A 24160-nucleotide genomic window follows, 5' to 3' on the forward strand; every position below is an offset into this window, starting at 1 on the left:
CCCCTCAGGTTTCCGTGATGAAAGGGCTTTCCAATACGCCGATGAGGGGCATCAGGAACTCGCCAGTGTCTGCGTCAAGGGCAGTGGTATGGTAAAGTTCGATCGCGGCGATTGCGGTGTCAATGCTGTCCGTTGACCCATCGAACAGTTCCATCACTGTGCTGGCTGTGCCCACATTTGACATTCCTTTGTGTACGGCGAAATACGCGCCGATATCCACTTTCGTTTCCAGATAGGCGCGGTCTGCCAATTGTTGGGCAATGAATTCGGGAGGTGCGTCAATGGGAGGTTCAGCATGGGCTCCCCGCAGAACCTCCAGAATAAACTGGTCTCGGCTTACAGTACCACCCTCCAACAGGTCGACCCAGAATTCAAATCCGGCCTGATCCGGGATGCGACCAAGAACATTCTCGTACACTGCAGTGGCGAAATCTGCGGATGCTTGGGTGGAGGGGTAGGTTCCACGGGTCTCTTCCTGATCGATGAAGAGGCTGGCGATTTCCTCAAGTGTTGTTCCTTCCGCAAAGGCGGTCGCCCAGAAAAACAAACCGACGGCGTCCGGTGCGCGGTCGAAATATGCAATGTAAAATTCGATGAACGCGGAGAGGTCGTCTGCTGCGATGCCAGCAGGGCCGGCAAACTTTGTCAGATCAAAGTCAAACGCAAAGGCCTCAATCTCAAAGTCGAGCAGTTCCACATTGATCAGGGTATCTGTGCCGTTGCCGTTTTCCCGACGATCCGTGAGTAGTATTTCCGAAGGGCTTAGCGTGAGCGTGTAGCTCGTTTGCGCACCACTGTAGAAAGCCGTGTCATATCCGGTGCCGCCATCAAGGATATCGTTCGCGCCAGCCCCGGTGAGGTGATCGTCATCTGCCAGCCCCTGTAGCGTGTCATTTCCAACCGTCCCAATCAGTGCGTCAGGGTCGGGGGTTCCGATGATAAGCTCTCCGGTGGATGTGACGGGTGGTGTGGGATTTGAGCGAACCTCTTCCAATGTGCCCAGCCCATCCGTGTACTGAACGATCAGGCTGATCTGGGTGCCGATGTCGGCCTGTGTCAGGTCATAGATGTCGTCATCGGCACCAGGAATGACGGCCCCATCCCGCAGCCATTGATAAGACAGAAGCCCGAGCCCGTCGGGATCCTCCAGGGTTGCGCTGTCGATCCACAGCCGTTGTCCTTGTTGCGCGGTTCCGAGAATGCCAACAGAGCCGGTTGGAGGGTGGTTGAGAGCCGCCACCGCTTCGGTGGGATTTGAGCGAACCTCTTCCAATGTGCCCAGCCCATCCGTGTACTGAACGATCAGGCTGATCTGGGTGCCGATGTCGGCCTGTGTCAGGTCATAGATGTCGTCATCGGCACCGGGAATGACGGCCCCATTCCGCAGCCATTGATAAGACAGAAGCCCGAGCCCGTCGGGATCCTCCAGGGTTGCGCTGTCGATCCACAGCCGTTGTCCTTGTTGCGCGGTTCCGAGAATGCCAACAGAGCCGGTTGGAGGGTGGTTGAGAGCCGCTACCGCTTCGGTGGGGGCGGATAGAAGTTCTTCTGGTGTTTCAAACCCGTCAGTGTAGCGCACGTAGACGCTGATTTGGGCGCCAACATCAGCCTGGGTTAGCCGGTAGGTGGCGTCAGTGGCATTTGGGATGATGCCTCCGCTGCGTAGCCATTGGTAAGACAGAAGCCCGAGCCCGTCGGGATCCTCCAGAGTCGAGCTATCGACTCGTAATAGTTCTCCCATTCTCGTCAGGCCAAGAATGGTGATATCTCCGATTGGCGCATCGTTCAGATTTTTGATCGGCTCGGTGGGGGCGCTTGACAGGCTTTCGGGCGTACCACCGCCATCCACATAGCTCACGAAGACGCTGATTTGGGTGCCGACATCAGCTTGGGTCAGGTCATAGATGGCGTCAATGGCGCCGGGGATGGCCGTTCCGTCTCGCAGCCATTGGTATGATAGAAGTCCAAGACCATTGGGATCGTCCAGCGAAGAGCTGTCGGCGAAAAGCTGGCTGTCTTCAACAGCATCCCCGGAGATCAGAATGCCACCGGTTGGTGTGATGTTTCCACTTGTGGAGGGGATGACGAGAAAGCTGGCGAGTGTCAGGGGTGTGCCGACTTGGCTGCTGTGATAGATGTCCAGATAGCTGCCATCGCTCAGTTCAATGCGTGAGATATCGGCTTGTGGCTTGCTGATTGCAGACAGGGCTTCAGCGGCAGAGGTAAATTCACTGTCGATGAGGCGTATGATGTCCTGCCCAATCTCAAAATCGGTGATCGTGTTGGCGCCATACCCGGGGGCGAGAATGAAGGTGTCGTTTCCGGCACCGCCGGTCAGTGTATCGTTTCCGGCCCCCGCGTAAAGCTCGTCATCGCCCGCTCCGCCATTGAGCTCATCGCTGCTTTCGAGGCCATAAATGCGTTCATCAATCTGGATGCCGATCAGGATGTCGGCATTATCGGTGCCCAGAACATCACCATTGGGCGGTGGGGTAATATCCGAGACCATATCGGAGTAGTATTGAATGCCAACGGCTTGCGAGCTGCTGATGCCAACGGGCAGGTTGGTATAGGGATCAAGTCCGGTGCTGGCAATCATTGCGCCGATGTAGCTGTTAGAGTTCGTACCGAATACCTGATATTCGTAGGCATTGGTCTGGAACTCCCGGGAATACCGGACCATGATGGCCCAAGCTTCGTCATCGCTCAGGCCGTCAAATTCAAGCTTTGTCGAGTTTCGATCTTCAGGTGAAAGACCGCCGCGGGCATCCGGAGAAACATCTATAGGGGTATTGACCTCTATCAGCATGAGGCTGCTGAACACAGAACCGGAGGGACCAGAGCGTAAAATCCATTCATTTCCGGTGGCATCGAGATAGACAAGGTAGAGGTGGACGGTGCCGAGCAGATCCAGATCTTTGGCCTCAATATATATGCCGGGCTCACGCATGACCTAAATGACTTTCCTGTAACTGTTGAAGCGAGAACTATCGGTGAGGCAGAGGGCCAAACCGGAAATCTCCGGCCTTCAGGCCGGGGAAGATGTTAAGCCTCACTATGTCTTTGCTGAGGCGAACCGATCAAGGCTGGAATCCAAAGGATTTTCGACTGAAAAAACCGACTTTGGGGATCCAAAGCATGGCCAGATAGTTTTTTCGGCTTTTTTGCAGATGTTTTGACAAGTAGGGTCCGGTGCTTCTGGAATGATTCGGTGTGGTCCGAGATGGAGGAAAAATGAATTTTCTCACAGGCGGCAAAATGATCTGTTTCAGCTGCAAATTAGCAACATATGATTAAAATATCAATTTATTTCATGGGGTTAATTTGCATTCAAATGAAACGATATGACTACGATGTGACTACGCCAAAACCGGGTTTTCGTTTCACGCAGCAAAACTCAATTTTGCACTTCAACCGTTTCGCAGTTTTTTCTGATGGGCATTTCTCAAAATCAGTGGCCCGGTCAGGCATCCTGAGGGAGAGAAATAAATCAGTAGCGGGCTGGAAGAGGATTCAGGGAAGGTGCATAGTATCTTCTTGTTAAGGTAGGTGGTCTGTCTGATGATACTAGTTTTGATTTTTTTGAGCCTGTCACTCATCGGCACTGTCGTTGCGGCGATGCAACCTGTCTATTCAGATTGGTTGCTGCTGACGGGGCCTGTCGCCATAGCGGCTGCACTCATTCTGATCCGGCATCTGTTATGGCGTGGTTCGCATCAAGAGAGCGGTGAACTTATCATCGTGGATGGATCAAATGTGATGTATTGGCAAAATAACAGTCCTGGGTGGGCGCCTTTACTTAACATCTTCCCCGGCCTGAAGGCCGGAGATTTCCGGTTTGGCCCTTTGCCTCACCGATAGTTCTCGCTTCAACGGAGACCCAATAGCCTTCCTCCACGAACATAGACGCCGTGTTCCGACGCAAGATCACCTTTGCCGCATTGGTGTCGGCGTTTTCAAAGTGGCCGCAGCTTGTGCAGACAAAGCTCGCTTGGTTCTTGCGACTCCGACTGTCAACTGCACCACACGCCGAACACGTTTGGCTCGTGTGCTGGGCGGGAACCCTAATCAGTTCTCCGCCCCGTTCTTCCAGCTTGTAGCTGAGTAAGGTTTCAAAAATATGCCAGCCCTGATTGAGAATAGACCTGTTGAGACCAGACTTCTGGCGCACCATGCGCCCCGGTTCTGCAACAGTGCCTTTAGCGCTGGCGGTCATGCCTTTGGTGTTGAGGTCTTCAATCACGACAGTCCCGAACCGCTTGCTGAGCTCAAGGCTGGTTCTGTGGTGCCAGTCTTTGCGGATACGGGCGCGACGGGCGCTCAGGGCGGCCACACGGCGTCTGGCCTTGGCGTATCGTTTGCTGCCCCTTTTGCGGCGGCTAAGCGCCCTCTGGGCGCGTCTCTGGCGTTGTTCGAGGGCTTCGAGGCTGGCCGGGACGGAAAGCCGCTCACCCGTCGACAGGGCCAGCGTATTTGCCACGCCGCGATCCACGCCAACCGCCGGGGCGATACTGGCCGGGGCGTCATGCTCAATCGCCAGTACAAAGGAGATATGCCAGCCGTTCGGGGCGAGGCTGATCGTGGCGTTGTTCAGCTTGCCGACAAGTTGGCGGGTGTCACGAAACCTAACCCATCCGATCTTGGGCAGGCGCACCTCAGACCATTTGTCGTTCAGCTTTCGCACCTGCACTTCCCTGCCCTGAAAGCGGAACGTGTCGTTTCGACCCTTTTTGCGCGGACTGGGGTATCTGGCAATGCCTTTGAACCAGTTCTGATAGGCGCGATCGAGATCGCGCAAGGCCTGCTGCTGACAGGTTTGAGAGACGGCGGCAATCCAGTCGTATTCCGCGCGCAGACAGGTCAGTTCCCGCGCCTGGCTGGGGTAGCTGATGCTGTTCTCGGTCTGGCGCTTGAAGGCTCGCCAATGGTCGCGGCGCTGCTCCAAGGCGAGGTTGTAAATCAGGCGGCACACCCCGGCACACTGCGAGAACAGCCGATCTTGCGCAGGCGTGGGCTTAAGTTTGTAACGGTAGCCGCGTTGGATCATAGTGCCAGTATAGCAATTGGTCCAAGGGTAGCAAATATGGATTACAGAACTGGACGGCATGTAGTTTACATGCTGCATGCTCACTTGGTCTTCGTTACGAAATACCGCCGCGATGTGCTGTCGGAGCCTGCTATCCGCGACCTTCGCCACATCTTCGCCAAAGTCTGTCGGGATTTCGAGGCGGAATTGATCGAGTGCGACGGCGAGGACGATCACGTCCACCTGCTGGTGCATTATCCGCCCAAGGTTGCATTGTCACGGCTGGTCAACAGTCTCAAGGGTGTATCAAGTCGCCTGCTGCGCGAAAACCGCCCTGAAATAACCGGTCGCTATCACAAGGGTGTCCTTTGGTCGCCGTCATACTTCGCTGCAAGCTGCGGCGGCGTCCCCCTGTCGGTAATCGCCGAATATGTCAAATCACAGCGGGAAGCGGCCAAGGGCCGCTCTCGCGTTCCTCCCCACCCTGAAGGACGGGGTATCCCACGAGGTTTCACATGATTTGTTACACCTGCTGGATGAGATGGGATTTTCTCCAGCGCTCTTTTTTGACGCGAATGCAGGCTATCTTCTGAGTGGTCATTACCAGCATGATCAGCGGATGGCTGAAAAGCTTGGTTTATCCCGTCAGCAGGTCACGGTTGTCCCGAAGGGCGTGCAGGCGGATGGCATGATCCTGGAAACGGCGCGCAAACATGGGGCATCGATTATCACGAATGACCGCTATCGGGATTGGGCAGACAGGTTTCCTGAACTCCGCGAGGAGGGGTGGCTTGTCACGGGTGGGTATCAGGCTGGAGAATTGCGGCTTGATTTGCCTCTGATGAGCCGCTTGACCAGTCGCCCTTCTCCCTCGCATAATGTTCGGCGGCGATGGAGCGCAGAACGATGAAAACTTTTTTTCTTGATGGACCGGAATTGAGCTATGTGACCCGGCGGGTTGAGAGAGGTGACTATCGGGGCGTTCATGAGGTTATTTTGAATGGGCTTTATCTTCTGCAGCAGGCAGAGAAGGAAGACCCTTATGGCAGACGGTCGCATAAGCAGGTTGTCCGCTTTGTCCAGCCCCCAATAATCTCGGTGCCTGCAGGTCCTGTCAAATCTGTCATGTGAGCTTCTCCGTGTATGGGCGGACAGTCCCACTTACTCCAAGAGTGGGGTCAGAACCTTGCCCACTTCCCACTGATGCGCAGTGGTGCCAATCTATTCCTGCATCTGTCACGCACTTGCAGGGGTTGATCGCGGGGCTTTTCTGCCAGGGATAATGATCGATGGCTGCCTTGCAGTTGCGTGTGAGGGGGGCTTTCTTCAGGAACGCGTCATTTCATCGCTGAGTGCTGCTTGCGTGTTTTAGCTGCCCCGCGTCGCTTTTCAGTAAGGTCGCGCTCTGGCATGGGTCCTGTGCGCTCTGCGCATGGATGTATTGCGACGTGCGTATATGCGCATCTTTTTCTTGCTATGTGTCGCTCAGAGGGTTGGGGGTGCGAAGAGCGTAGGACTCCAGGGGGCTGCCACCTCACTGGGACGCTCTTCGCTGCGACATAATTCTTTAGTTTAGGGGTATGCCGCAAGGAAAGTTTACCATCGGTTTTGCTGCAGTGTAAATCGGATTTGGTGCGTGGTGGATATGCGCCGGATCCGGGCTGGTTGTCCTGCAGTCTGTGCGACTGCTTTGGGCCGCAAAATAATGACGGCTTCGCACTGAGGCTGTGTGTGTGCTCACTATCAAATGTCATCAGAAAAAATCATTCGAAAGGAAACTCTGATGACAAAAACTGCCACAACGCGGATGCTGGCCAAAGCAATTGACGCCTCAAAATTCACCCAGCGCGAGATCGCCGATCGGGTCGGCTTCAACAGCCAGAATATGCTCTCACAACTCAAAAGCGGTGAAGCTCGCGTGCCATTGGATCGAATCCCTGCGCTTGCCAAGGTGCTCGAGATGGATGAGCGCCAATTTCTGATGACCGCGCTCGAGGACTATCATCCGGTGGTGCATGCTGCGCTGCTGAAAGCGCTGAAAGCTCCGCTCTCAGATGCTGAGATCGGTTTGGTCATGATGCTCCGCATGCTGGGGGTGCAGGCCGGGGCCGAGGATGAGTCCCCTTTACACCAAGCCCTGAAAGGTATCAGCGCCTTGTTGGCCGCGCAGGGAGATGATCCACAAACGGACGTCGGGGCGTCGGACTGAGCTTTTGGAAGGGTGGGCGTCTCCCATCCGCAGATTGCTCCGGAACACCAATGGTGATAAATGCGAAACCTGAACATCCTTTGTAGGCTTGGGACGTTCACGAAGGGCTGTGCGCCCCCAAAGCGGCGCAGCCCTTCACCCCCTTAATTATTTTTGGTGCAGTTTTCGGCTCTGGCTCTCGGCTAGAGGTTAATCTCCAAGGCCGACAGCAGCTTAAGATAGGTTTCGATGGTGGCCGGCATTTTGCCGCGTTCGATTTTTGACCGATTGCTCTGATCTACATTGGCACGGGCTGCAAGGTCGTCCTGATTCATTCTCAGCGCCCGGTGCCCTGTGCGATGCAACCTCACCGATCAGGAGCAATAGCCCGCCTGTTGCATGGCATCGGCCACATCTTTGCCATTGGCACTGCATTGCCCCAGCCAGATTGCCCCCTCCTTGCCTGTCAGATGACAGACCATATTGGTGCGCAGATATGTGTTCATCAGAGCCTTCGCTGCGCGTCCGGGTGTTGTCTCCGGGTCTGGGCAGGTCAGTCCTTCCAATTTCATGTCGTAGCCTCGTATCATGACATGATCGCCGGAGATGGCATAGGTATCCGTGGCGGTTTGCCAGAGCGGCTCGGGCCGGGCGGCGTATGGCGCGATATCTGCCAGTGTCATGCCGGGCAGCATGGCGATGAACAGGGTGGTAGGGGTCAGATGGCGCAGGGGTGTGGGTATAGCGTGCATGCCAGTGTCATGGGGGTTTTCGCCGGCGTTTATCAAGAGATGTTATGCGGCTGCGGGGCAGGATCGGCGGGAGATTGCGTGTGGGGGGGGGCGCAGGATTTGCCCGGACGCTCCGGGTGGGAACGGGACGGGTTGGGCCTGTATAGAGCCACTTATAGAACTGGGAAGTCCTAGAGGGATTGGCGGGGCTATTGGGGGCTGTCCCGGTCGCCGGTGTGCGGCGGGGAGCTATCCTTGGGTTTGTGTAATCTGTTGAGCTTCTTGTGTATGATTTAATCTCGAGTACTGTATAGTGATACTTTGGCTATGTATGTCAGGCTGGCAGATCGCATAGCATGAGGGACTCTTCCCCTACGATTTCCCGAAGCGCACCCGGGTTGGAGATGTCGATCCCGTCTGCCATCGTTTGGATGCCATGGGCTTTCAGCTTTGCCAGATTGCGTGAAAGGCTTTCGGATTGAATCCCCAGATACTGCGCGACCGGATGTTTTTCAAAAGGCAGTTTGACCATAAGCGTTTCTCATAGGGTCTGGCATGGCGCAGCAGCCCTGTCAGGCGGCAGGACAGACGTTGTTGCAGATCAGGCGCTGTGTTGTCCGCTAGCCTGCTGCGGCTTGTTGGTCCGTGGGTTGGACTGGCAGATAGAAAATGAACCGTGACCCGTGTTCTGGCTCGCTTTCCAGCCGGATTGTGCCGCCCTGCAGATGCAGGAGGTCCCGGCAGATCGACAGGCCGAGCCCAACCCCTTTATGGGTCCGGGTGCTGCTGTTATCTGCCTGAACAAATCGATCGAAGATCCGAGCCTGCTGTTCTTGGGGGATGCCTATACCGGTATCGGCCACATCAAAGCGGATCTTGTCGCCATCCTGCCTGCAGGTGACGGAAACTGAGCCGCTTTGGGTGAATTTGATTGCGTTGCCGACAAGATTGAACAGAACCTGGCGCAGGCGTACGTCGTCGCCGGCGACCGTGACATCTTCCGCGTCCCAAGTGAGTTCGAGGCCTTTTTCCGTGGCAAGCGCCTGCATCTGTTCAACCACGGATTCGATGAGAGGTTGAGCCTTGATGGGCTGAATGTCGAGCTTGATCGTGTTGGCTTCAATCCGGGCCAGGTCCAGAATGTCATCGATCAGGGTTTGCAGTTGTTTGCCTGAAGATCGCATTTTCTGTGCGAAACCTGTCACTTCTGTTACCAAGGTGTCGACACCGGCTGCGATGCCGGGGTTGGGTGTTTCGCTGAGTTGCTTTTTCAGGGTCTGGTAGCCGGCAAGCATTTGGGTGTTAGAGAGCAGCGAGCTGTATCCGATGACTGCGGTCAACGGGGTGCGCAATTCGTGGCTTATGACGCTGAGAAATTGCGTTTTGGCTTCATCGGCATGCTCGGCTTTCTTCAGGGCCGAATAGAGTTGGGTTACATCTGCGGCAACGCCGCGATAGCCCTGAAATTCCCCTTCGGGGGAGAAGATGGGATTGCCGCTGGTCCGGATCCAGATATCTTTGCCCTCTGCCGTTGTCAGCAGATAGATAAAATTACGGAAAGACTCTTGTCTGGCCATGACAGATTGAAGCGTTTCAAGACTTTCATTGGGTGTTGCGGGTTCGCTTAATTCTTCCCGGATGAACCCGACGATGTTGTCGGGGGACAAACCGGTGGCCCGTTCAAAACCGCTTGAAAGGAAGGTGATGCGCATCTCGCCATCCTGCTCCCAAAACCATTCGCTACTGGTATTGGCAACATCTGCAAAACGCTGTTCGAGAGCGTTCTTTTCCGCCAGCGTCCGGCGCAGTGTGTCATTGGTGGTTTGCAATTGCTGCTTGTTGCGTTTGATATCTGTAATATCGACGCAGATGATCACGATGCCGCCTTCGAAGGTGCGATGGGTGAAGCATTTATATTCGATATCGCCATCCAGCGAGAGCAGGAACTCACAGGATGTGCTGCGGATATGCGGCAGCAAGGCGCGCAAAGAGCTTTCCTGACGGTCCGCGAGTTGGAAGCGGGGATTGTTGCGCCAGGGCAGATCCGCGAACTGGCCCAGCGTCAGGGGGCCTGAGGCGGTGACTTGAGACGGGTCGATGAGCTCTGGCAGCTTGTTATAAATGACAAGTTCTTCGCGCTGATTGAAGAGGCTAAAGCCCACAGGCAATGCCTGGATGGCCTCTTGCAACCGGCGTTCGGCCAGCTCGGCGCGCTGGCGGCTTTCGACTTGTTCGGTGATATCGACCCGAATGCCGACGCGTCCGCCTTCGGGCGTGGCGCGCTCATAGATCCGTAGCCATTGACCATTTGCGGTTTGCTGTTCCAGAATCGAGTTTGCGGCATTATGGGCTGCCAGCCGTTCTCGCAGCCAAGCCTCTTCTCGTCCGACGGCTTCGGGATATTGACCCTGTTTCAGCCCAAAACGCAGTAGGTCCTCGAATTTCTGGCCGGGACGGATGGCGGGTGCGCTTTGGGCATAGATTTGACGGTAGCGGTTATTGCAGAGGACCAGACGATCTTCCGTGTCATAGAGGGCGAACCCGTCGGGGAGCACTTCTATTGAGGCCCGGAGGCGGGCGGAGCTTTGCCAGGCTTCTCGCCGCAGATAGTCGAGGTACCAGACGATGAGCAGGGCGAGGCTGGAGAAGATCAGGAGGAGAATCTGCATGGGGCGCCCCGCCCACGGGGCGATGGCCTGTGTTGTGTTGGGGGCCAGGGCTATGGACCAGGTTGTCGTGCCGCTTTGAAAGTCACTGATTTGTGCGTCAGACTTGAAGAGCGCGGGGTCGCCGAGGACCTGAGAGACCGGTTGGGTGCCGGATTGGAACCGGACAGCAATGTCGAAGCGATCCGTCAGGGCGGTCAGGCCGAGGTCTTCCAGTAATGCGTGTTCTTCGAGCACAACAGATGCGGTACCCCAAAACTCTTTTTCGCCATCTGGTCCTTGCAGGAAAATCGGTTGGCGGATGATGTAGCCGGGCACGCCCTGCAAGAGTGGCATAGGGCCTTGCAGAAGAATCTGATTGGTTTGCTCCGCAGCCTGCAGAACGGCCATTTGCTCCGGGTTCTGCTGCAGGTTCTGACCGATCAGGGCATGGTTTTTCTCGAAAGGATAGACATGCGTGACCTTGTGATCCCTGATCGTGGCGATGTCGAGGATGGCGGGTTCGTCCAGCATCAATGTTTGGGCAAATGCCGCGAATTCGGTCTGGTTGATATCCGGGTGCAGGATGATGGCGCTTTTCAGGACCTGGGCAATAGAAAATTTCCGTCCCAGGTTCTCGGCGATCCGGTTGGCCGTCGCTGTCGCCAGATGGTTGGCATCCTGCTGTTGTGTCAGATTGTGGCGGATGGTTGCAACCTGATGTTCCACCAGAAAGAAAATGACAACAACAATCAGAACAGCCAGATAGCTCACCCAGGATACCAAGCGGAGGCCAAGGGGAAGGGAGGTCGTTTTGGGCGAGGGCATGTAGACTCTGTTTGACTGTTATGAACACGCTGTGCGCCGGAATGCTGCGTAGACCCCCTCCTATCGGATAGGTCATTTCAATGCCCGAATGAAGTGTTGTTCGCGTTATTTTCCGAAGGCCTGTTGCATATTGGTAGCGTCAGACCGATTGACGTAGGGGCAGCTACGCGACCATCCGGGATGTCAGCGAGAGCAGGCGCTCACGGATCAGCGTTTCCCGGTTTTCAACGAATTCGGGCAGCATCAGCGGGTTCCAGAGGTCTGGCCGGTCACTGATCAGATGGTGTTGGCGGTAGGTGTCGGAGCGGCTGCTGATCCAGGCTTCAAAGGGCATGTCGCCTTTTTCCAGATTCTCCTGAGCGGGGAGTAACTGCAGATTTCCAACCCGGTTTACGGCAGTTTCGATTGCCTGAATCCGTGTTTCCGGCACATTCATGCTCATCAGCAGGCGCCGTGCTGTTCTGGCCTGAGCGATGATATGATCGATATGATAGCTGGTGCCATTCCAATCGAGGCCTTCATAGAGCAAGGACAGGATCAGGAAGGTTTTGGGTTTGCCGTAGCTGAGTGCCAGAAGATCTTCGATGGCCCGCTCATCCACCTGGGTTTGTCGCCCACCGATGGCAAGTGCATGATAGAGTTGCTGTTCGGGGAAATCCCGATTGCTTTGTCCCGCCTCGATCAGGGTCTCGCGGGCAATTTTCAGAGTGCGATCCGAGGTGCCGGCAAAGACGCCCATCAGGAGGCTGTTGAGGAGCCAGCGCTGGATGGCGCGGGCATTTTGCTGCTCAAAGATCGAGGAGCCCCGCAGGGTGAGGCCGGGGGTTTGGTACATGTACCAGACGATGGGCAGGACGGCGTTCAGCGAGGTCAGGTTTTCGGCGGAAATGCCTAACCCATTGAGGAAGCGGAAGGCACGTTCAACGGCATCCTGGATTGCGTCCCATTCGCGCTCAATATGTGCGATGGTTTCGGTGGTGAAGCTTGAGATGTTATATTGCACGTTCCTGGTGCACAGCATGAGACAGGCTTTCAGGACGAAATCCTTATTGATGGCATTGCGGGCGCCCAGGGATTTGTTGATGTGGTCCACGAAGCCGTAAATTTTTTCGCGGGCCGAGCCGTTTTGCCATTTTGACGTGATCATCGACATCAGCAGGTCGGATTTTGACAGTTTGACACCACCGTCATTGGCCCGGACAAAGATATCGAGCACCCGCTCCAGGGAGTCGCTGGTTTCCGTGAAGTAATTGACGGCTTCTTCCTGCCAGATCACCTGATGGAGGCGTTGCAGCGTCTTGCGGACCAGTTTGCGCTGGAAAGGGTGGACGCCGTGGTGCAACCGCATTTCGGTTCGTATCAGCAGCTGTTCAAGCTGATCGGGTCGCGATGTGTTCAGGATGTCGCCAAGCCGGAACCAGTGGTGCCGGTAATCACTGCGGGGCGGATGGGTATGAAATCGCAGCCCGTAGCTGACCCCGAGGTTAGCGTCCTCATCTTCGTTTTCCTCCTCCGGGTCGTGCAGCAGATCGATATAGAGTGTTTTGGTCTCCCAGGCGTCCGGATTTGCCCGACGCTTGAATTTGGCTTTCTCGGCGAAGGTACCTCGCAGAGCGATGAGCAAGGAGGTCATACGCTGCTGGCCGTCGAGCACCAGAATTGCGTCACGTCCGTCAGCGCTGGTTGGTGTATTCTGCAGTCCGGGTTGCCAGTTTTCAATGAAATTATAGATCCGCAACTCTTGCTTGAGTGGTTCTGTGATAGCCCAGAACATGAAAGAGCCGATCGGGTAGCCTTTCAGAAGGGAGTCCATCAGCGTGATCACCTGGTCTGGTCCCCAGACATAGGGGCGTTGAATGGCTGGAAGAAAATAGCGGTGATTCACATCGGCGAGTAATGTTCCGATCGTGGCGGTGGAATAGCTCATTGGGTACCTGACTGAAAAGGCGGACCGATGCCGGATCGGGAGGGTCACGCGTTACGGTGCAAGGGGAGGGGCAGGTGCAGGCCGGTCGGTGGAGCTGGCCAGGCCTTGGCATTAGGTCGTGATCATCGGGCATCCGGTCATTTTGGGCATTTTGACCTAATAGAACAATTGTTCGTGGTGGGGTGTCAAGCCATGCGGGATGGCTAACCGCATGAAACGACAGAACGAAGATTTGCTGATTGCCTTCTCGGTGGTGCTGTCGCAACTGCGTCAGCGTGCCAGCCTGACGCAGGAGGAATTGGCGGAACGGGCTGATGTTTCAACGCGGTTCGTGTCGTTTCTGGAGACGGCGCGTCGTCAGCCTTCGCTTTCGGCTTTATATGCTCTCAGTTCCGGATTGGGTATTCGGTTGCAGGATCTGGTGATTGAGGTGGAGCGGCAATATGAACAGATGGATTCTGGCGTGCAGGAGCCATCCGAACCGCAGTGATATGGGTTTTTTGGGGGGGATGACCGGACTGTCGTGCTGACAGAAAAGGGCATATTCTGCGGGCCGATTTTTCAACTTTAGCGTGATATGACTTGTGTACAGTGCTGATGCTGGTGTGGGTTTTTATCTGGCAGCTCGGAGGGGGCCTGTGACAGTTTTTTGGCGTCAGGGGATGGGCCAGGTGTCCGCAGGGTGGATTTTGGATGGGTGACGGGATATTGCATTAACGTTGCTTCAACGTAAATGGGAAAGCGTTTTGTCATGTTGCTTTGTTATGTTTTCGTTTCTTATGGACCCAATCCGACATTGCGACCGGAATCTTATCTGGAGGGTTTGCCGCAAACGCGGGCTTTGCAGGCTTGGGTTCAGGAGAGGCTGCCGGATCAGGTGTGTAGGTATTATTGCGATTATCGGAGGAGGGTGCGTTCGTTGTCGGACTTGCCCAGGTTGAGGGCGGTATTGACGGTGGCGCGTGAGGTGGACGCTCCGGTTTTTATCGATGATTTTTCGAGAGTGTTTGCGCGCTGTGAGACGATTGAGGGTGCGGTGGCGTTGGTGGAGGAGCTGCGTGCGTTGGGGGGGCGGTTTTATGATTTGAAGCGGGGGAAGGTGTTTGTTGATCTGACGCAGGGGGAATTGGGGGATTTGCTGAAGCTGGCTTTGGGGCGGATCGGGTTGGAGGGGGTACGGAAGGCGCGGGGGGCGTCTGGGAATGCGCAAACGGCGAAGGCGACGCAGATGTCGCTGCGGGTGCGGAGGATCAGAGCGGATCGGGTGGCTGAAGCTTTGTTGAAGTTGCGTGATCGATTGCGGGAGGAGCATGGAGCTGTGGGTTTGCGGCAGCTTGCAGAGGCGGCGAATTTGGAGGGATTGCGGACTTCTCGGGGTGGGATGTGGTCCGTATCGACGGTTCAGCGGAGTTTGAAGCGTCTGGAGGGGGGAGGCCGCTCTGAGTGAATTGCCCGTGTCCGCTATTTTAAAAAATTTTAGAATGAAAAATGGTCGAAGGGGAGTGTGGGGGAAGAAATAAGCTAATAGGGAGCGCTTTGAGGGGGTTGAGCGATGGTGTCTGTTTGAAACAATGCAGCTAGCTTGAAGTGCTGTGCTTGGGGAGACGGAGAGGCGTCAGAAATTTGTTAAGAAAAGTTTTCGGGGCGGGAGGGTCTGGATTGGATTGGGGCTGTCGATATTTCGGACTTGGGCTTCTTTTTCTATGAGCTGGGCTGTCGAAAAACGCGTCTCTGAGTGCGTTGCTGAATTTGAGCGTTTGGGGTTACTGGGGTCACGCGGGCGCACTCAGCGCGCGTCTCAGCGACCCTCAGGGGCATTCCAGTCGCGGTGCTGGGTGTATAAAGATGGGGTGGTCTTATGCAGATCGGGGTAGCTGGTTGAAGTGAGGTCAGCCGTGCCGGTTCCAGTCTGTGCCGAGTTGTTTGAGGGCGCGGTAAATCTTTTGATTGAAGGGGCTCCAGGCAACCAAGCGACCCTTTTCGTACATCCGCGTTGGGCGGGAGGCGATCAGCCTTTTTGCGTATCTTTGACTTTGAAGGTCTTCGATAGCACGGTGGAGCCGATCAAGACCGTACACGCCACTGCGCGCAAAAACCTTTTGCTCGGTTGATGTCACCTTCACGTCGAGTTCTTTGGTGGCGCAGGTTTTGCCGAAACTTGGCAGAAAAAAATCGAAGAAAGGCTTGCGAAGTTCCTTGAAGCTGTGCCGATACAATGCGCCGATCGTATTCAGGTGGACGGCCCCGTGCCCACCGCATTCATCGGCGGCACCGGTCAGTGTGACCTCGAGGCGGCTGCGTTGACGCTCAAGGGGTAAAGTTACAAATGTCCCTTTTAGGGGATCGCGCCGATCCGTGATTTTGTCCATCGTGCGCAACATTACCAACCCTTTTCTCGGCCCGATATATCCGGTTTTGTCAACTTTGGGTTGAGCGTGCTGTTTGAGGTCCAAGGCTGTCAGGCGCTGCTTGTCGAGACCCAATCTGGCGGCCAGAACAATCAGGCCGGGGCTCAGATCTTTGCCCGTCGGATTGACTAAAAATGTTGCCTTTTCCGGATCATGCGGTGCCCCGTGAAATCTAGGCCAACCTTGTTCCATTTCGGTCAAGACGGGGGCCGGACGCAGATGACGACGCAAAATATCAGTCATTTGCCAGCGCAGCAGATTGGCCTCATGTGGTGCCATCGCATGGGGATGCTTGACGTAGATATCCACAGATATCTCGATCCCGGTGATAGGGATATTCGCTGCGGATGTCGTGATTGCATATTTGTCGATGATTTGTTCCAGGACCGGGAGCAATGTTTTGGGTTCAGGCTGCTGGAATTTTACCAGGAAGTCCCTGCCAATATATCGCCTCTCTTCTTTTGGGCCTGACACGTAAACTGTTCCGTTTGCGCCCAGAGCTTTCAGCATGTTGGTGATGGCCGGCTGCATGTTGCGAGCCTGATGAACTTCGGGGGTTGCTATGCGGATTTGCACCCAGTCGATGACCGCCTTTTGTTTGTAAACGTTCAGATCGACATCTGGCGTCAGAAGACTCCGACTGCGCAATATAGGTTGAACCTTGCCATCTTTACTCGGGCAATAGGGGCTACTTTTATAGTGCAGGACTGGGGGAGCGAGGTGGGCAGGCCATTCTGGAGCTGCGTCAAAAACCAGAGGAATGTCCAAATCCATCATGCGCGGCTCATTGGTCTTGTGGTTGCTCAGAAGGGTGATTTGGGGGGCTGCCGCAGCCGGATCAAGTATCATGTCCCGGTGTATAGCTACATTTTGAAGTGTTTTTAGTGTAGCATCCGTCCGAAATGGGGGGAGGAACCATTAGAAAAAGGCCGCGGTATTTACCGCGACCCTTCGTGACACTTCCGAAAGGATACTTCTCGGACTCAAAGTTGGTTATTAGCCGCCGATGGTGGTGGTGGCGTCAGCGCCATCCAGAGCCGTGGTCATTTCGGTGGTCAGACCCGAGGTCGAGGTTTCCACAGCACTGAATGCTGCGATGGCCAGACCCACAACCGCTGCGGTCAGCACGACCCAGTCAACCGTTACGGCACCGTCTTCGTCATTGCGGAAGTTCTTGATGAATTTGATCATTGTGATGTCCCTCTTCAGGTTAAGCTTGAACCGCTTTGACACTGACAGGCCCCTCATCTTTTGCCTTACCATCGCGGTATGGAGCTAAGATGACGGCAGAATCGGGCGAGAATGAGGAGGGATCTGTGCGTTTTAGAGGAAAATTCCGGACTTTTTTCGCATCAGCTTTCCAGCATGTAAGTGGCAGCGTTCCTGCTAAATACTGGCTTATGCCAACAGCTCAACTGGGTTCTATAAGAGCTGGCGTAAGGATAGGGGGTGACTGACAAATAAACGCTGTAGCGATATCCCACGAACCGTTGCTTAGGCGATACGAGCGGCTGCCTGATAAAAACCCTGATCTACCGTAACCTTAACCAAGCTGCATTTTGGTCGAAAAAACACGGTCATCCTCAATTTCGCGCGCAAGGGTGATTCCATCCCTCAAAAGCCTCGCCCTTTTGCAAGTGGTCTTCCTTACCGGCAACTTCACAATCATCACGGAAGGCAAGCTGGCATCGCTGCAATTCCTCAGTCGCGGGCCTGCACATTTTGAGCCTGTGTTGCGACCACATTTCTGAGAAACCCGTTTGGAGATGTGGTGGCTGTTGCCAAGACAGCAGCCGTCAGCCCAATAAGGGCGGAGGCGATCACGACCCAGTTCACGGCCACAGCGCCCGATTGGTTGCGACAGAAATGTTTGATAAGGTTTATCATGGTAAAATGCAGGTGTCCTAGTTTTGAGGTTGGAACTGACCTCACCATCCGATGCAGGCAAGATTGCGGCAGATTTCGTGCATTTTCTGGCACCGGAAAGGCAGCTGGGTGCCTGATTTCCAGTTCAAATGACATCTCTCCTAACTTTCGATTCTGAAGGGTTTCCCCTTCAGGGGATGGAGGTTAGGTGCTTTCTGGAAACAAGTCGGAGATTCATTCGCCATTGTCTCCGGAAGAGGGATGGTTGTCACTTTAAAAGAGGCGAAATGACGTCATTTCTTGCCATAGTTATGCCTTATTCCTTAGGGTGAGCAGGTGCCAGGATTGCAGTCCAAGTATTCTCAGGCACCACTTTGGTATCAGTTCTGGGTGGGGGCCCAACTTTTTACCGGCAGTGTAACAAGTTCGGGGGGCGTTGGAATGGTCGCAGATTGCCATGAGAGGTCTGTGATCATTTCCTTCACGTCATCTCGCCACGGTTCGGTGCATGATATGGCGGGTTATCCGAATGGCGCTCGGGGGCTACAGTTTCGTTTTCGATGTGGATGATGAGCATGGTGCCAAGGTGTTTCATGATGGCACCCGGCATCGTGGGAAACGCGTCAAGCGGCTGACTGTGGCTATTATATGCATCTTTCTGACTTGGTTGATGTTGTTTCTGGACGGCACAATCTCTCTGTCAGGTCTCTGGAACGAAGTTACCCTGCGCTGGCAATTAAACCGATTGACCGGTTCGGTTGCCCAACCAGCCGCAACGACGGGCTCTCCAGGCCACATTCATGATGCTTTGCCCGTTGCCGCGTTCACTGATCGAGGCCCCCATTGCATGCCACAAAGACCGCCAGCCTATGCAGCCATGGCGGGCGAGGCGGGCCACAATCAATATTTCGGCCATATTCCGACAGCGCTTGAGTGGTCGACCCTTTCCCTGAAGAACAGCTGTGACATGCTGAATGTCCTGATGCCTGACTGGGTTGTTCTGCGTGAGGGGACGCGGAAGATTGAGATCGATATTGAGGATACCAGCGTCCGAGGGACCGTGGAAGACTATATGGCGCGGGCTGTGCAGCATCCGCAGTTGCTGCCAACCATCACGCTTGAGTTTGCCTCTGCGCCAGAGTCTTTCGTCCAGCAGATTTTACATTCAGATCAATCGGGGGATCTCAGTCAAAACCTGTCAGCGATATCGACTGGCCTGGAGGCCTCCGGGCTTTGTTTGGACTTCCGTCAATTGGACGCTCAGGCTCTGAAACAGCTGACCCCGTTTTTAAACAGGTTCAGCGCAAAATTCCGGGCAGATGATCTGCGCTCGTGTCTGGTTTTGTCCGTCGACCAGAAGATTTGGAGCGATAGGGCCCTGATGGCGTCTTTCAACCATGTCATTCTCAAGGCCTTTCGAGAACCTTGGGCGGGATCTACACCAGCCCCTCTTGCGGATCCGGCATGGCTGGAAGCGGTTACCCGGGATGCATTGGCCTCGATAGATCCGGATCGGTTGACCATCGCTCTGGGTAATTTTGCGGTAGAATGGCAGTTACGTGACCCACTGCCAACTCTTCTGCCTTATGGCGAAGCGGTCTCCCGGATTGCTGAAGCCGGCGGCCAATTGCGCTTCAGCGCCGAGACGGGGAACAGTTTCAGCAGCTTTCGGGACGATCAAAACCGCAGTCACAAATTATGGCTGATGGATGCGGTTTCTGTGCATAATCAGCTTCAGACCCTCAAAGGACTGGGAGTGCGCAACATTGGTATCTGGTCCCTCGGCAAGGAGGATCCGGGCCTCTGGAACGTGTTGGCTGAGCAGTATCAGGATCCGGCATCGCTGATGGCTCAGCTTTCGCCAATGAGCTTACCCAATTACATCTCTTACGAAGGGAAAGGGGCCTTTCTGGAGGTTACCTCCGAAGCGGAACCCGGTTTGCGTTTTGTTTCCTTTGACACTCAAACCGGTTTTGTTCGCGATGTTGAGTATCAGAAACTGCCCAAGCCTTATCGTTTGAAACGATATGGTCAGCCAGCTGCGCACAAGCTCGTTCTGACCTTCGACGATGGACCGCATGCGGATTATACCCGGGCTATTCTCGACACTCTGAAAGAGACCCAAACGCCGGCAGCTTTCTTCGTAGTGGGCGCGCGCGTTCTGGAAGAGCCCGACTTGTTGAAGCGCATGATTGAGGAAGGGCATGAGGTTGGCTCGCATACATTTTCCCACCCGCGTATGGATCAGGTCTCTCAGTCCCGGACTGCGCTTGAACACGGGATGATGAGCAAGCTGATTGCAGGCTATTCCGGGCATGAAACGAAACTGTATCGAGAACCGTTTCTGCGAGCAGGAGGGCCCATTGAAGCCAGTCGCGTGCGGTCTTTGATGGACGTTCAGGCCCGGGGCGGGATCATTTCCGGTATGGATATTGTCCCTAAGGATTGGGAGGGCCTGACCACACAGGAGATCGTTGATTATGTTGTTGGCGAAGTAAAGCGGGGGGCAGGAAATGTTATTTTGCTCCATGATGGTGGCGAGGATCGCTCCGCATCGGTCGCCGCTGTGCCGCTCCTGATCGCAACACTGCGCACGGAGGGTTATGAGTTTACAACATTGGCCGATCTGCTCGGAACGACCCACAGTGCCCTGATGCCGGAAACCGGGGGCAGTTGGTTGCTCTTCGACCGGCTTTCTTTTGAGTTCCTGTCAGTGAGTTGGAGCGGTCTGGAGTGGGTGTTCTGGGCCGTTCTGATTATCGGTGTCGTCCGGATGCTCAGCATTCTGGTGCTGGCGATCATCCGTCAACGCACGCCTCCCCTCAAAGCCGGATATCATCCGAAGGTAACAGTCGTGATTCCAGCTCATAACGAAGAGAACGTCATCGTGAAATGCGTCCGCAGCGTGCTGGCCAATGATTATGCGAATTTTGATGTGCTGATCGTTGATGATGGTTCAACCGATGGCACATTCGACCGGCTTTTTGCGACATTCTGCAATACGCCCCGGGTACGTTTGCTGGCGCAGTTCAATCGCGGTAAATGGGCCGCATTGAACACTGCGATTGCAGCAGTGAAATCTGAAGTCATCGTCTGTATTGATGCGGATACGGAAGTTCGGCCCGATGCCATCCGTCATCTTGTGCAACAGTTCAATAATCCGCGCGTCGGTGCCGTGGCTGGCAAGATTGCGGTCGGCAACCGCAAGGGCTTGCTGACCCGACTGCAAGCGCTCGAATATGTGACATCGCAGAACTTTGATCGTCGGGCCTATGATCTGCTGAATGGTATGTTGGTTGTTCCGGGGGCACTCGGAGCCTGGCGCGTCGACGCCATTCGCAAGGCCGGGCTCTATTCGCGCGACACAATGACTGAGGATGCCGATCTGACCATCGCGGTCACACGGGCGGGGTATCGGGTCACATATGAAGAGCGTGCTGTCGCTTATACCGAAGCACCCGGCAGCATCCGCCAATTGCTGACACAGAGACTGCGGTGGTCCTTGGGAATGCTGCAATGTGCCTGGAAACACAAAGGAGCGATCAAGGAGCGCCGCGTGATCGGATTGCTCGCGATTCCCGATCTTGTTATCTTTGGTTACTTATTCCCGTTATTGGCCCCGATTGCCGATATTTTCGTTGTTATTCTGCTCTATAACGTGCTGGCAGGTGTATGGAGCGGAGAGGTTGGTGTGGCGGTGACCTCCATGCCCACCCATCTGCTTTGGGCCTATCTGCTTTTGCCGATGCTGGATTTGGCGACAACGGCCTATGCGCTCAAAACAGACCGAGATGAGAGTCTCGGCATGTTGCTGCTGTTCCCATTCCAGCGCTTCTTCTACCGACAGCTGCTGTATTTTTCCGTCTATCGCTCGTTGTTGCGCGCCCTGACAGGCAGTCTTGCAGAATGGGGACGGATGAAACGGTTTGGGACGAACGGCATTCTGGTGGAGGCGACATGAAGCGGCGTATTTTTCTACTCGGTTCAACAGCGGCCCTGTTTGCGGGGCATATACGCCCTCGCCCGGCCCACGCAGCCATAGAGACTGCCTCGGTGGCCATTGTGCTTACCGATATTTCTGCTCAGACCGATGCTACGCGGATCAAACGCATTGCAGCCTTTTGTTTCGACAAAGGACTTTGGCTGACATGCGGTGTTAGGCTACCTGAAAGTGCAGCGGACGCTCAGACACAGGATTACATGAGCTTGCTGCGGGCGCTCGGGGATTTTGGAAATGGTCTTGAGCTGGCTGTTCAAATTCCCGATCTCGCACTGCGCCCTGCCTATGCGCAGGCGCGTGTCGCACATGATGCACAAGCACAGCTGAGCCAACTCCTTGGGCGTCCAGCCTATCTGCAGAGTTTGATCTGTGATGATCAGGACGCGCTGGATGTGCCGACAGGTGTGCGTTCAGCGGGTATTCGTAACATATTGCTGCGCCCTGACACTCTTCGCGAAGCGTCTTCAGAAACCTGGCCTAATGGGCTGGTGCGTTTCTTCGGGGGAGAAAACCTGGTGCCTGCTGCAAGTTTTCGCTTTTCCAAACGGCGGCCGGGGCCAGAGAACCACTACATCTATTATCTTTCGGCGAACACATTTGACCAGATGCCCGAAGCGCAGCTGATGCAGTGGATGTCCGCTTTTGTCGACGAAATACTGGATCAGGAGCTTGCCGGTGAGTTGGCCCTGATGACGGCCGCCGAATTGCAGATGCGCGGTTATTTCGAATTTCGCAAACAGATCGCAGTTCGCCTTGTTTTGCCCGAAGCAGCTTTACCCGCCCAGCAGGCGCACAGCAAAGCGGTCCAGGCTCAGTTGGCCAAATATGGCATTCCCAGTTTTATAACCTCTGTCGCCAGATCTAAAGACACACAGGATGCGCAGCATTTCTGGGTTCCTCAACCTCCCACTGCAGGTGCCCCTCCCCCAACAAAGGATGTCACGCCAGTCACATTGATCTGCGAAACCAACATGCCGCTTACCCTGCAGGCCAAGACCGATTTGCCCCTCGGCTCACTCATCTCCTTTGCGCCAATACAATCCGGAGCCTTTGGGGTTGATGCATGCAGTATTCTGCAGATACCCAGCCTTTCGGGATTAAATGCATCCAAACAAGATATCCGCGCGGCATTGATCCAGGCCGGCAATGTTGTTCTGGAGATTGATTTGTCGGCTCCTCCGGCTTTGCTGAACGTCGAAAATCTGGTCAAACGGCTGGCATCGCTGCAACAGGATGTGGCTACGGAATTCGTTAGTCTCGACACTCTGGCAGCCTCCCTGTCGACCGGCAGCACGGTTGAAGCCCGACACCGGAAGACACTCCTGGCCAGAACCAAAAGTATTGAGACTGCCTCCGGGGTCAGTCAGGCGGAGCGGGCACAATTACTGGAAGATGCCAAGTTGGCCTGGCAGTATTTCGACAAATTCACCAACCCTCTGACTGGCCTGTGCCCTGCCACTGTGGGGGGGACCTCCGAAGGAGATATTCTGCGTAACGTTACGATGTGGGACGTCGGTAGTCACATCAATGCATTGGTGGCGGCAACGGAGTTAGGCTTCATCAACAGAAAAATGCTGGAGCGGGCGATGGACCGTATCCTGCCTAATATCGCCGGACGGCGTTCAGAGGACAGGTTGTTGCCACAGGGCTGGATCCGGACGGATCGCAATAAATGGGGCACCCGGAACTTTGATGGTTCCGATGCCGGTCGTTTGCTATCGTCGCTGGACAATCTGCGCCGCAAATTTGGCATGGAAGAGCAATTACAGGCTCTGGTTGGATCCTGGGACCTGCCAAAGATCATCCAGAACGGGGAAATCCATTCGGTTACGGATGGTGTGTTACAATCCATCTACGTTTCGCATTCAGCCCATTATGCTGCCCGGGCTTTTCGGCGCTGGGGATTGAGTGTCAGTTCCCCCTATGAAACATTCGACAACAGAACCCGGGCGGATGGTGAGATTGCATTGCTGGAAGCTGCCGCCCGGATCGGCCCGATCGGTGCTGAGCCGTTGCTCCTGGAGGCTATGGAGCAAGGGATGTCTCAGGAGAGCGCCTATCTTGCTGAGGTTTTGTTCCATGCCCAGGTTGAGGAATATGCCGAAACAGGTCGGCTGCTCTGTGTGTCAGAAACTCCCATCGATCAAAGCCCCTGGTTTATCTATCAGGGTTTGTTGTTGAGCGCTGAAGGCCGTAGATGGGCTTTGGATACGGTCGGGGGGATGCCGCAATATCAAACCGAGGCTGCCGCTGAGGAATATCTCGCGGTGAGTTCAAAGGCGGCTTATCTTTGGGCGGCTTACCGGCCCGGTGAGTTTGCCGGGCGACTGGTGCGACTTGTCCGGGAGAAAGCCAAAACACCGTTTGGCTTCGCCTCCAGCATCAACATCAAAACCCAGCGCGCCACAGAACTTTATTCTGATCTGAATACCAATGCCGTCATTCTGCAAGCCATTGCATATCGTCTGAAACAGACAGGATAAATTGTTATATCTTGTGGCATCAAACCTGTAAGACTGGCAAAACAACTCCGACAGTCAG

Annotated in this window: 16 protein-coding genes; 6 read left to right on the plus strand and 10 right to left on the minus strand. The window is 55.0% G+C overall.

The genetic code is table 11. The features are described 5' to 3' along the window. Window positions 1–4: 4 nt before the first annotated feature. Window positions 5–2950 (minus strand): DUF4214 domain-containing protein, encoded by a 2946-nt coding sequence (locus FN828_RS12085; RefSeq protein ID WP_142493737.1) that lies wholly within the window; start codon window positions 2948–2950, stop codon window positions 5–7. 849 nt (window positions 2951–3799) lie between these two features. Beyond that, window positions 3800–5125: an RNA-guided endonuclease InsQ/TnpB family protein gene (locus FN828_RS12090; RefSeq protein ID WP_328592210.1), complete on the minus strand. Its 1326-nt coding sequence runs from the start codon at window positions 5123–5125 to the stop codon at window positions 3800–3802. Between FN828_RS12090 and tnpA the strand changes: the two genes are divergently transcribed. The 3 genes from tnpA (at window position 5084) to FN828_RS12105 (ending at window position 7235) form a co-directional block, all read left to right on the plus strand. Further along, complete coding sequence (gene tnpA / locus FN828_RS12095; RefSeq protein WP_142493739.1) at window positions 5084–5545, plus strand: IS200/IS605 family transposase; 462 nt, start codon at window positions 5084–5086, stop codon at window positions 5543–5545. The genes FN828_RS12090 and tnpA overlap by 42 nt on opposite strands. Before the next feature lies 1 nt (window position 5546). Continuing rightward, window positions 5547–5936: an NYN domain-containing protein gene (locus FN828_RS12100; RefSeq protein WP_185959006.1), complete on the plus strand. Its 390-nt coding sequence runs from the start codon at window positions 5547–5549 to the stop codon at window positions 5934–5936. A gap of 873 nt (window positions 5937–6809) precedes the next feature. Then, window positions 6810–7235, plus strand: a complete 426-nt coding sequence (locus FN828_RS12105) for a helix-turn-helix domain-containing protein (RefSeq protein ID WP_185959007.1) — start codon at window positions 6810–6812, stop codon at window positions 7233–7235. A gap of 182 nt (window positions 7236–7417) precedes the next feature. On the opposite strand, the gene FN828_RS12110 is transcribed toward FN828_RS12105, so the two are convergent. From FN828_RS12110 to FN828_RS12130, 5 genes are all read right to left on the minus strand, one after another. Continuing rightward, window positions 7418–7549 carry a helix-turn-helix domain-containing protein gene (locus tag FN828_RS12110; RefSeq protein ID WP_142493742.1) on the minus strand — a complete coding sequence of 44 codons (132 nt, stop codon included), beginning with the start codon at window positions 7547–7549 and terminating at the stop codon, window positions 7418–7420. Window positions 7550–7588: 39 nt separating this feature from the next. Next, on the minus strand, window positions 7589–7966 hold the full coding sequence (locus FN828_RS12115) for a hypothetical protein (protein ID WP_142493743.1): 378 nt from the start codon (window positions 7964–7966) through the stop codon (window positions 7589–7591). 313 nt (window positions 7967–8279) lie between these two features. After that, entirely contained in the window at window positions 8280–8477 is a 198-nt protein-coding gene (locus FN828_RS12120) for a helix-turn-helix domain-containing protein (protein ID WP_142493744.1), read from the minus strand. Window positions 8478–8565: 88 nt separating this feature from the next. Continuing rightward, window positions 8566–11364: a sensor histidine kinase gene (locus FN828_RS12125; protein ID WP_185959008.1), complete on the minus strand. Its 2799-nt coding sequence runs from the start codon at window positions 11362–11364 to the stop codon at window positions 8566–8568. 217 nt (window positions 11365–11581) lie between these two features. Continuing rightward, window positions 11582–13345, minus strand: coding sequence for a DUF262 domain-containing protein (locus FN828_RS12130; protein ID WP_142493746.1), 1764 nt, complete (start codon window positions 13343–13345; stop codon window positions 11582–11584). A gap of 211 nt (window positions 13346–13556) precedes the next feature. Here FN828_RS12130 and FN828_RS12135 point away from each other — a divergent pair, with 211 nt between their 5' ends. Continuing rightward, window positions 13557–13835, plus strand: a complete 279-nt coding sequence (locus FN828_RS12135; protein ID WP_235891474.1) for a helix-turn-helix transcriptional regulator — start codon at window positions 13557–13559, stop codon at window positions 13833–13835. 1399 nt (window positions 13836–15234) lie between these two features. Here FN828_RS12135 and FN828_RS12140 read toward each other — a convergent pair. The 3 genes from FN828_RS12140 to FN828_RS12150 all read right to left on the minus strand — a co-directional run bounded on the left by FN828_RS12140 (window position 15235) and on the right by FN828_RS12150 (window position 17775). Further along, window positions 15235–16530, minus strand: coding sequence for a hypothetical protein (locus tag FN828_RS12140; RefSeq protein ID WP_142493748.1), 1296 nt, complete (start codon window positions 16528–16530; stop codon window positions 15235–15237). Window positions 16531–16749: 219 nt separating this feature from the next. Beyond that, window positions 16750–16944 carry a Flp family type IVb pilin gene (locus FN828_RS12145; protein WP_142493749.1) on the minus strand — a complete coding sequence of 65 codons (195 nt, stop codon included), beginning with the start codon at window positions 16942–16944 and terminating at the stop codon, window positions 16750–16752. Between the two features lie 510 nt (window positions 16945–17454). Beyond that, window positions 17455–17775 (minus strand): hypothetical protein, encoded by a 321-nt coding sequence (locus FN828_RS12150; RefSeq protein WP_142493750.1) that lies wholly within the window; start codon window positions 17773–17775, stop codon window positions 17455–17457. Window positions 17776–18148: 373 nt separating this feature from the next. Between FN828_RS12150 and FN828_RS12155 the strand changes: the two genes are divergently transcribed. Further along, window positions 18149–21580, plus strand: coding sequence for a glycosyltransferase (locus tag FN828_RS12155; RefSeq protein WP_235891475.1), 3432 nt, complete (start codon window positions 18149–18151; stop codon window positions 21578–21580). Further along, window positions 21577–24102 (plus strand): DUF3131 domain-containing protein, encoded by a 2526-nt coding sequence (locus FN828_RS12160; RefSeq protein WP_185959009.1) that lies wholly within the window; start codon window positions 21577–21579, stop codon window positions 24100–24102. The genes FN828_RS12155 and FN828_RS12160 overlap by 4 nt, the downstream gene beginning before the upstream one ends. Window positions 24103–24160: the final 58 nt, after the last annotated feature.

It is taken from the genome of Thalassovita litoralis (genome assembly GCF_900182725.1).
In the GTDB taxonomy this organism is placed as follows: Bacteria; Pseudomonadota; Alphaproteobacteria; order Rhodobacterales; family Rhodobacteraceae; genus Thalassobius; species Thalassobius litoralis.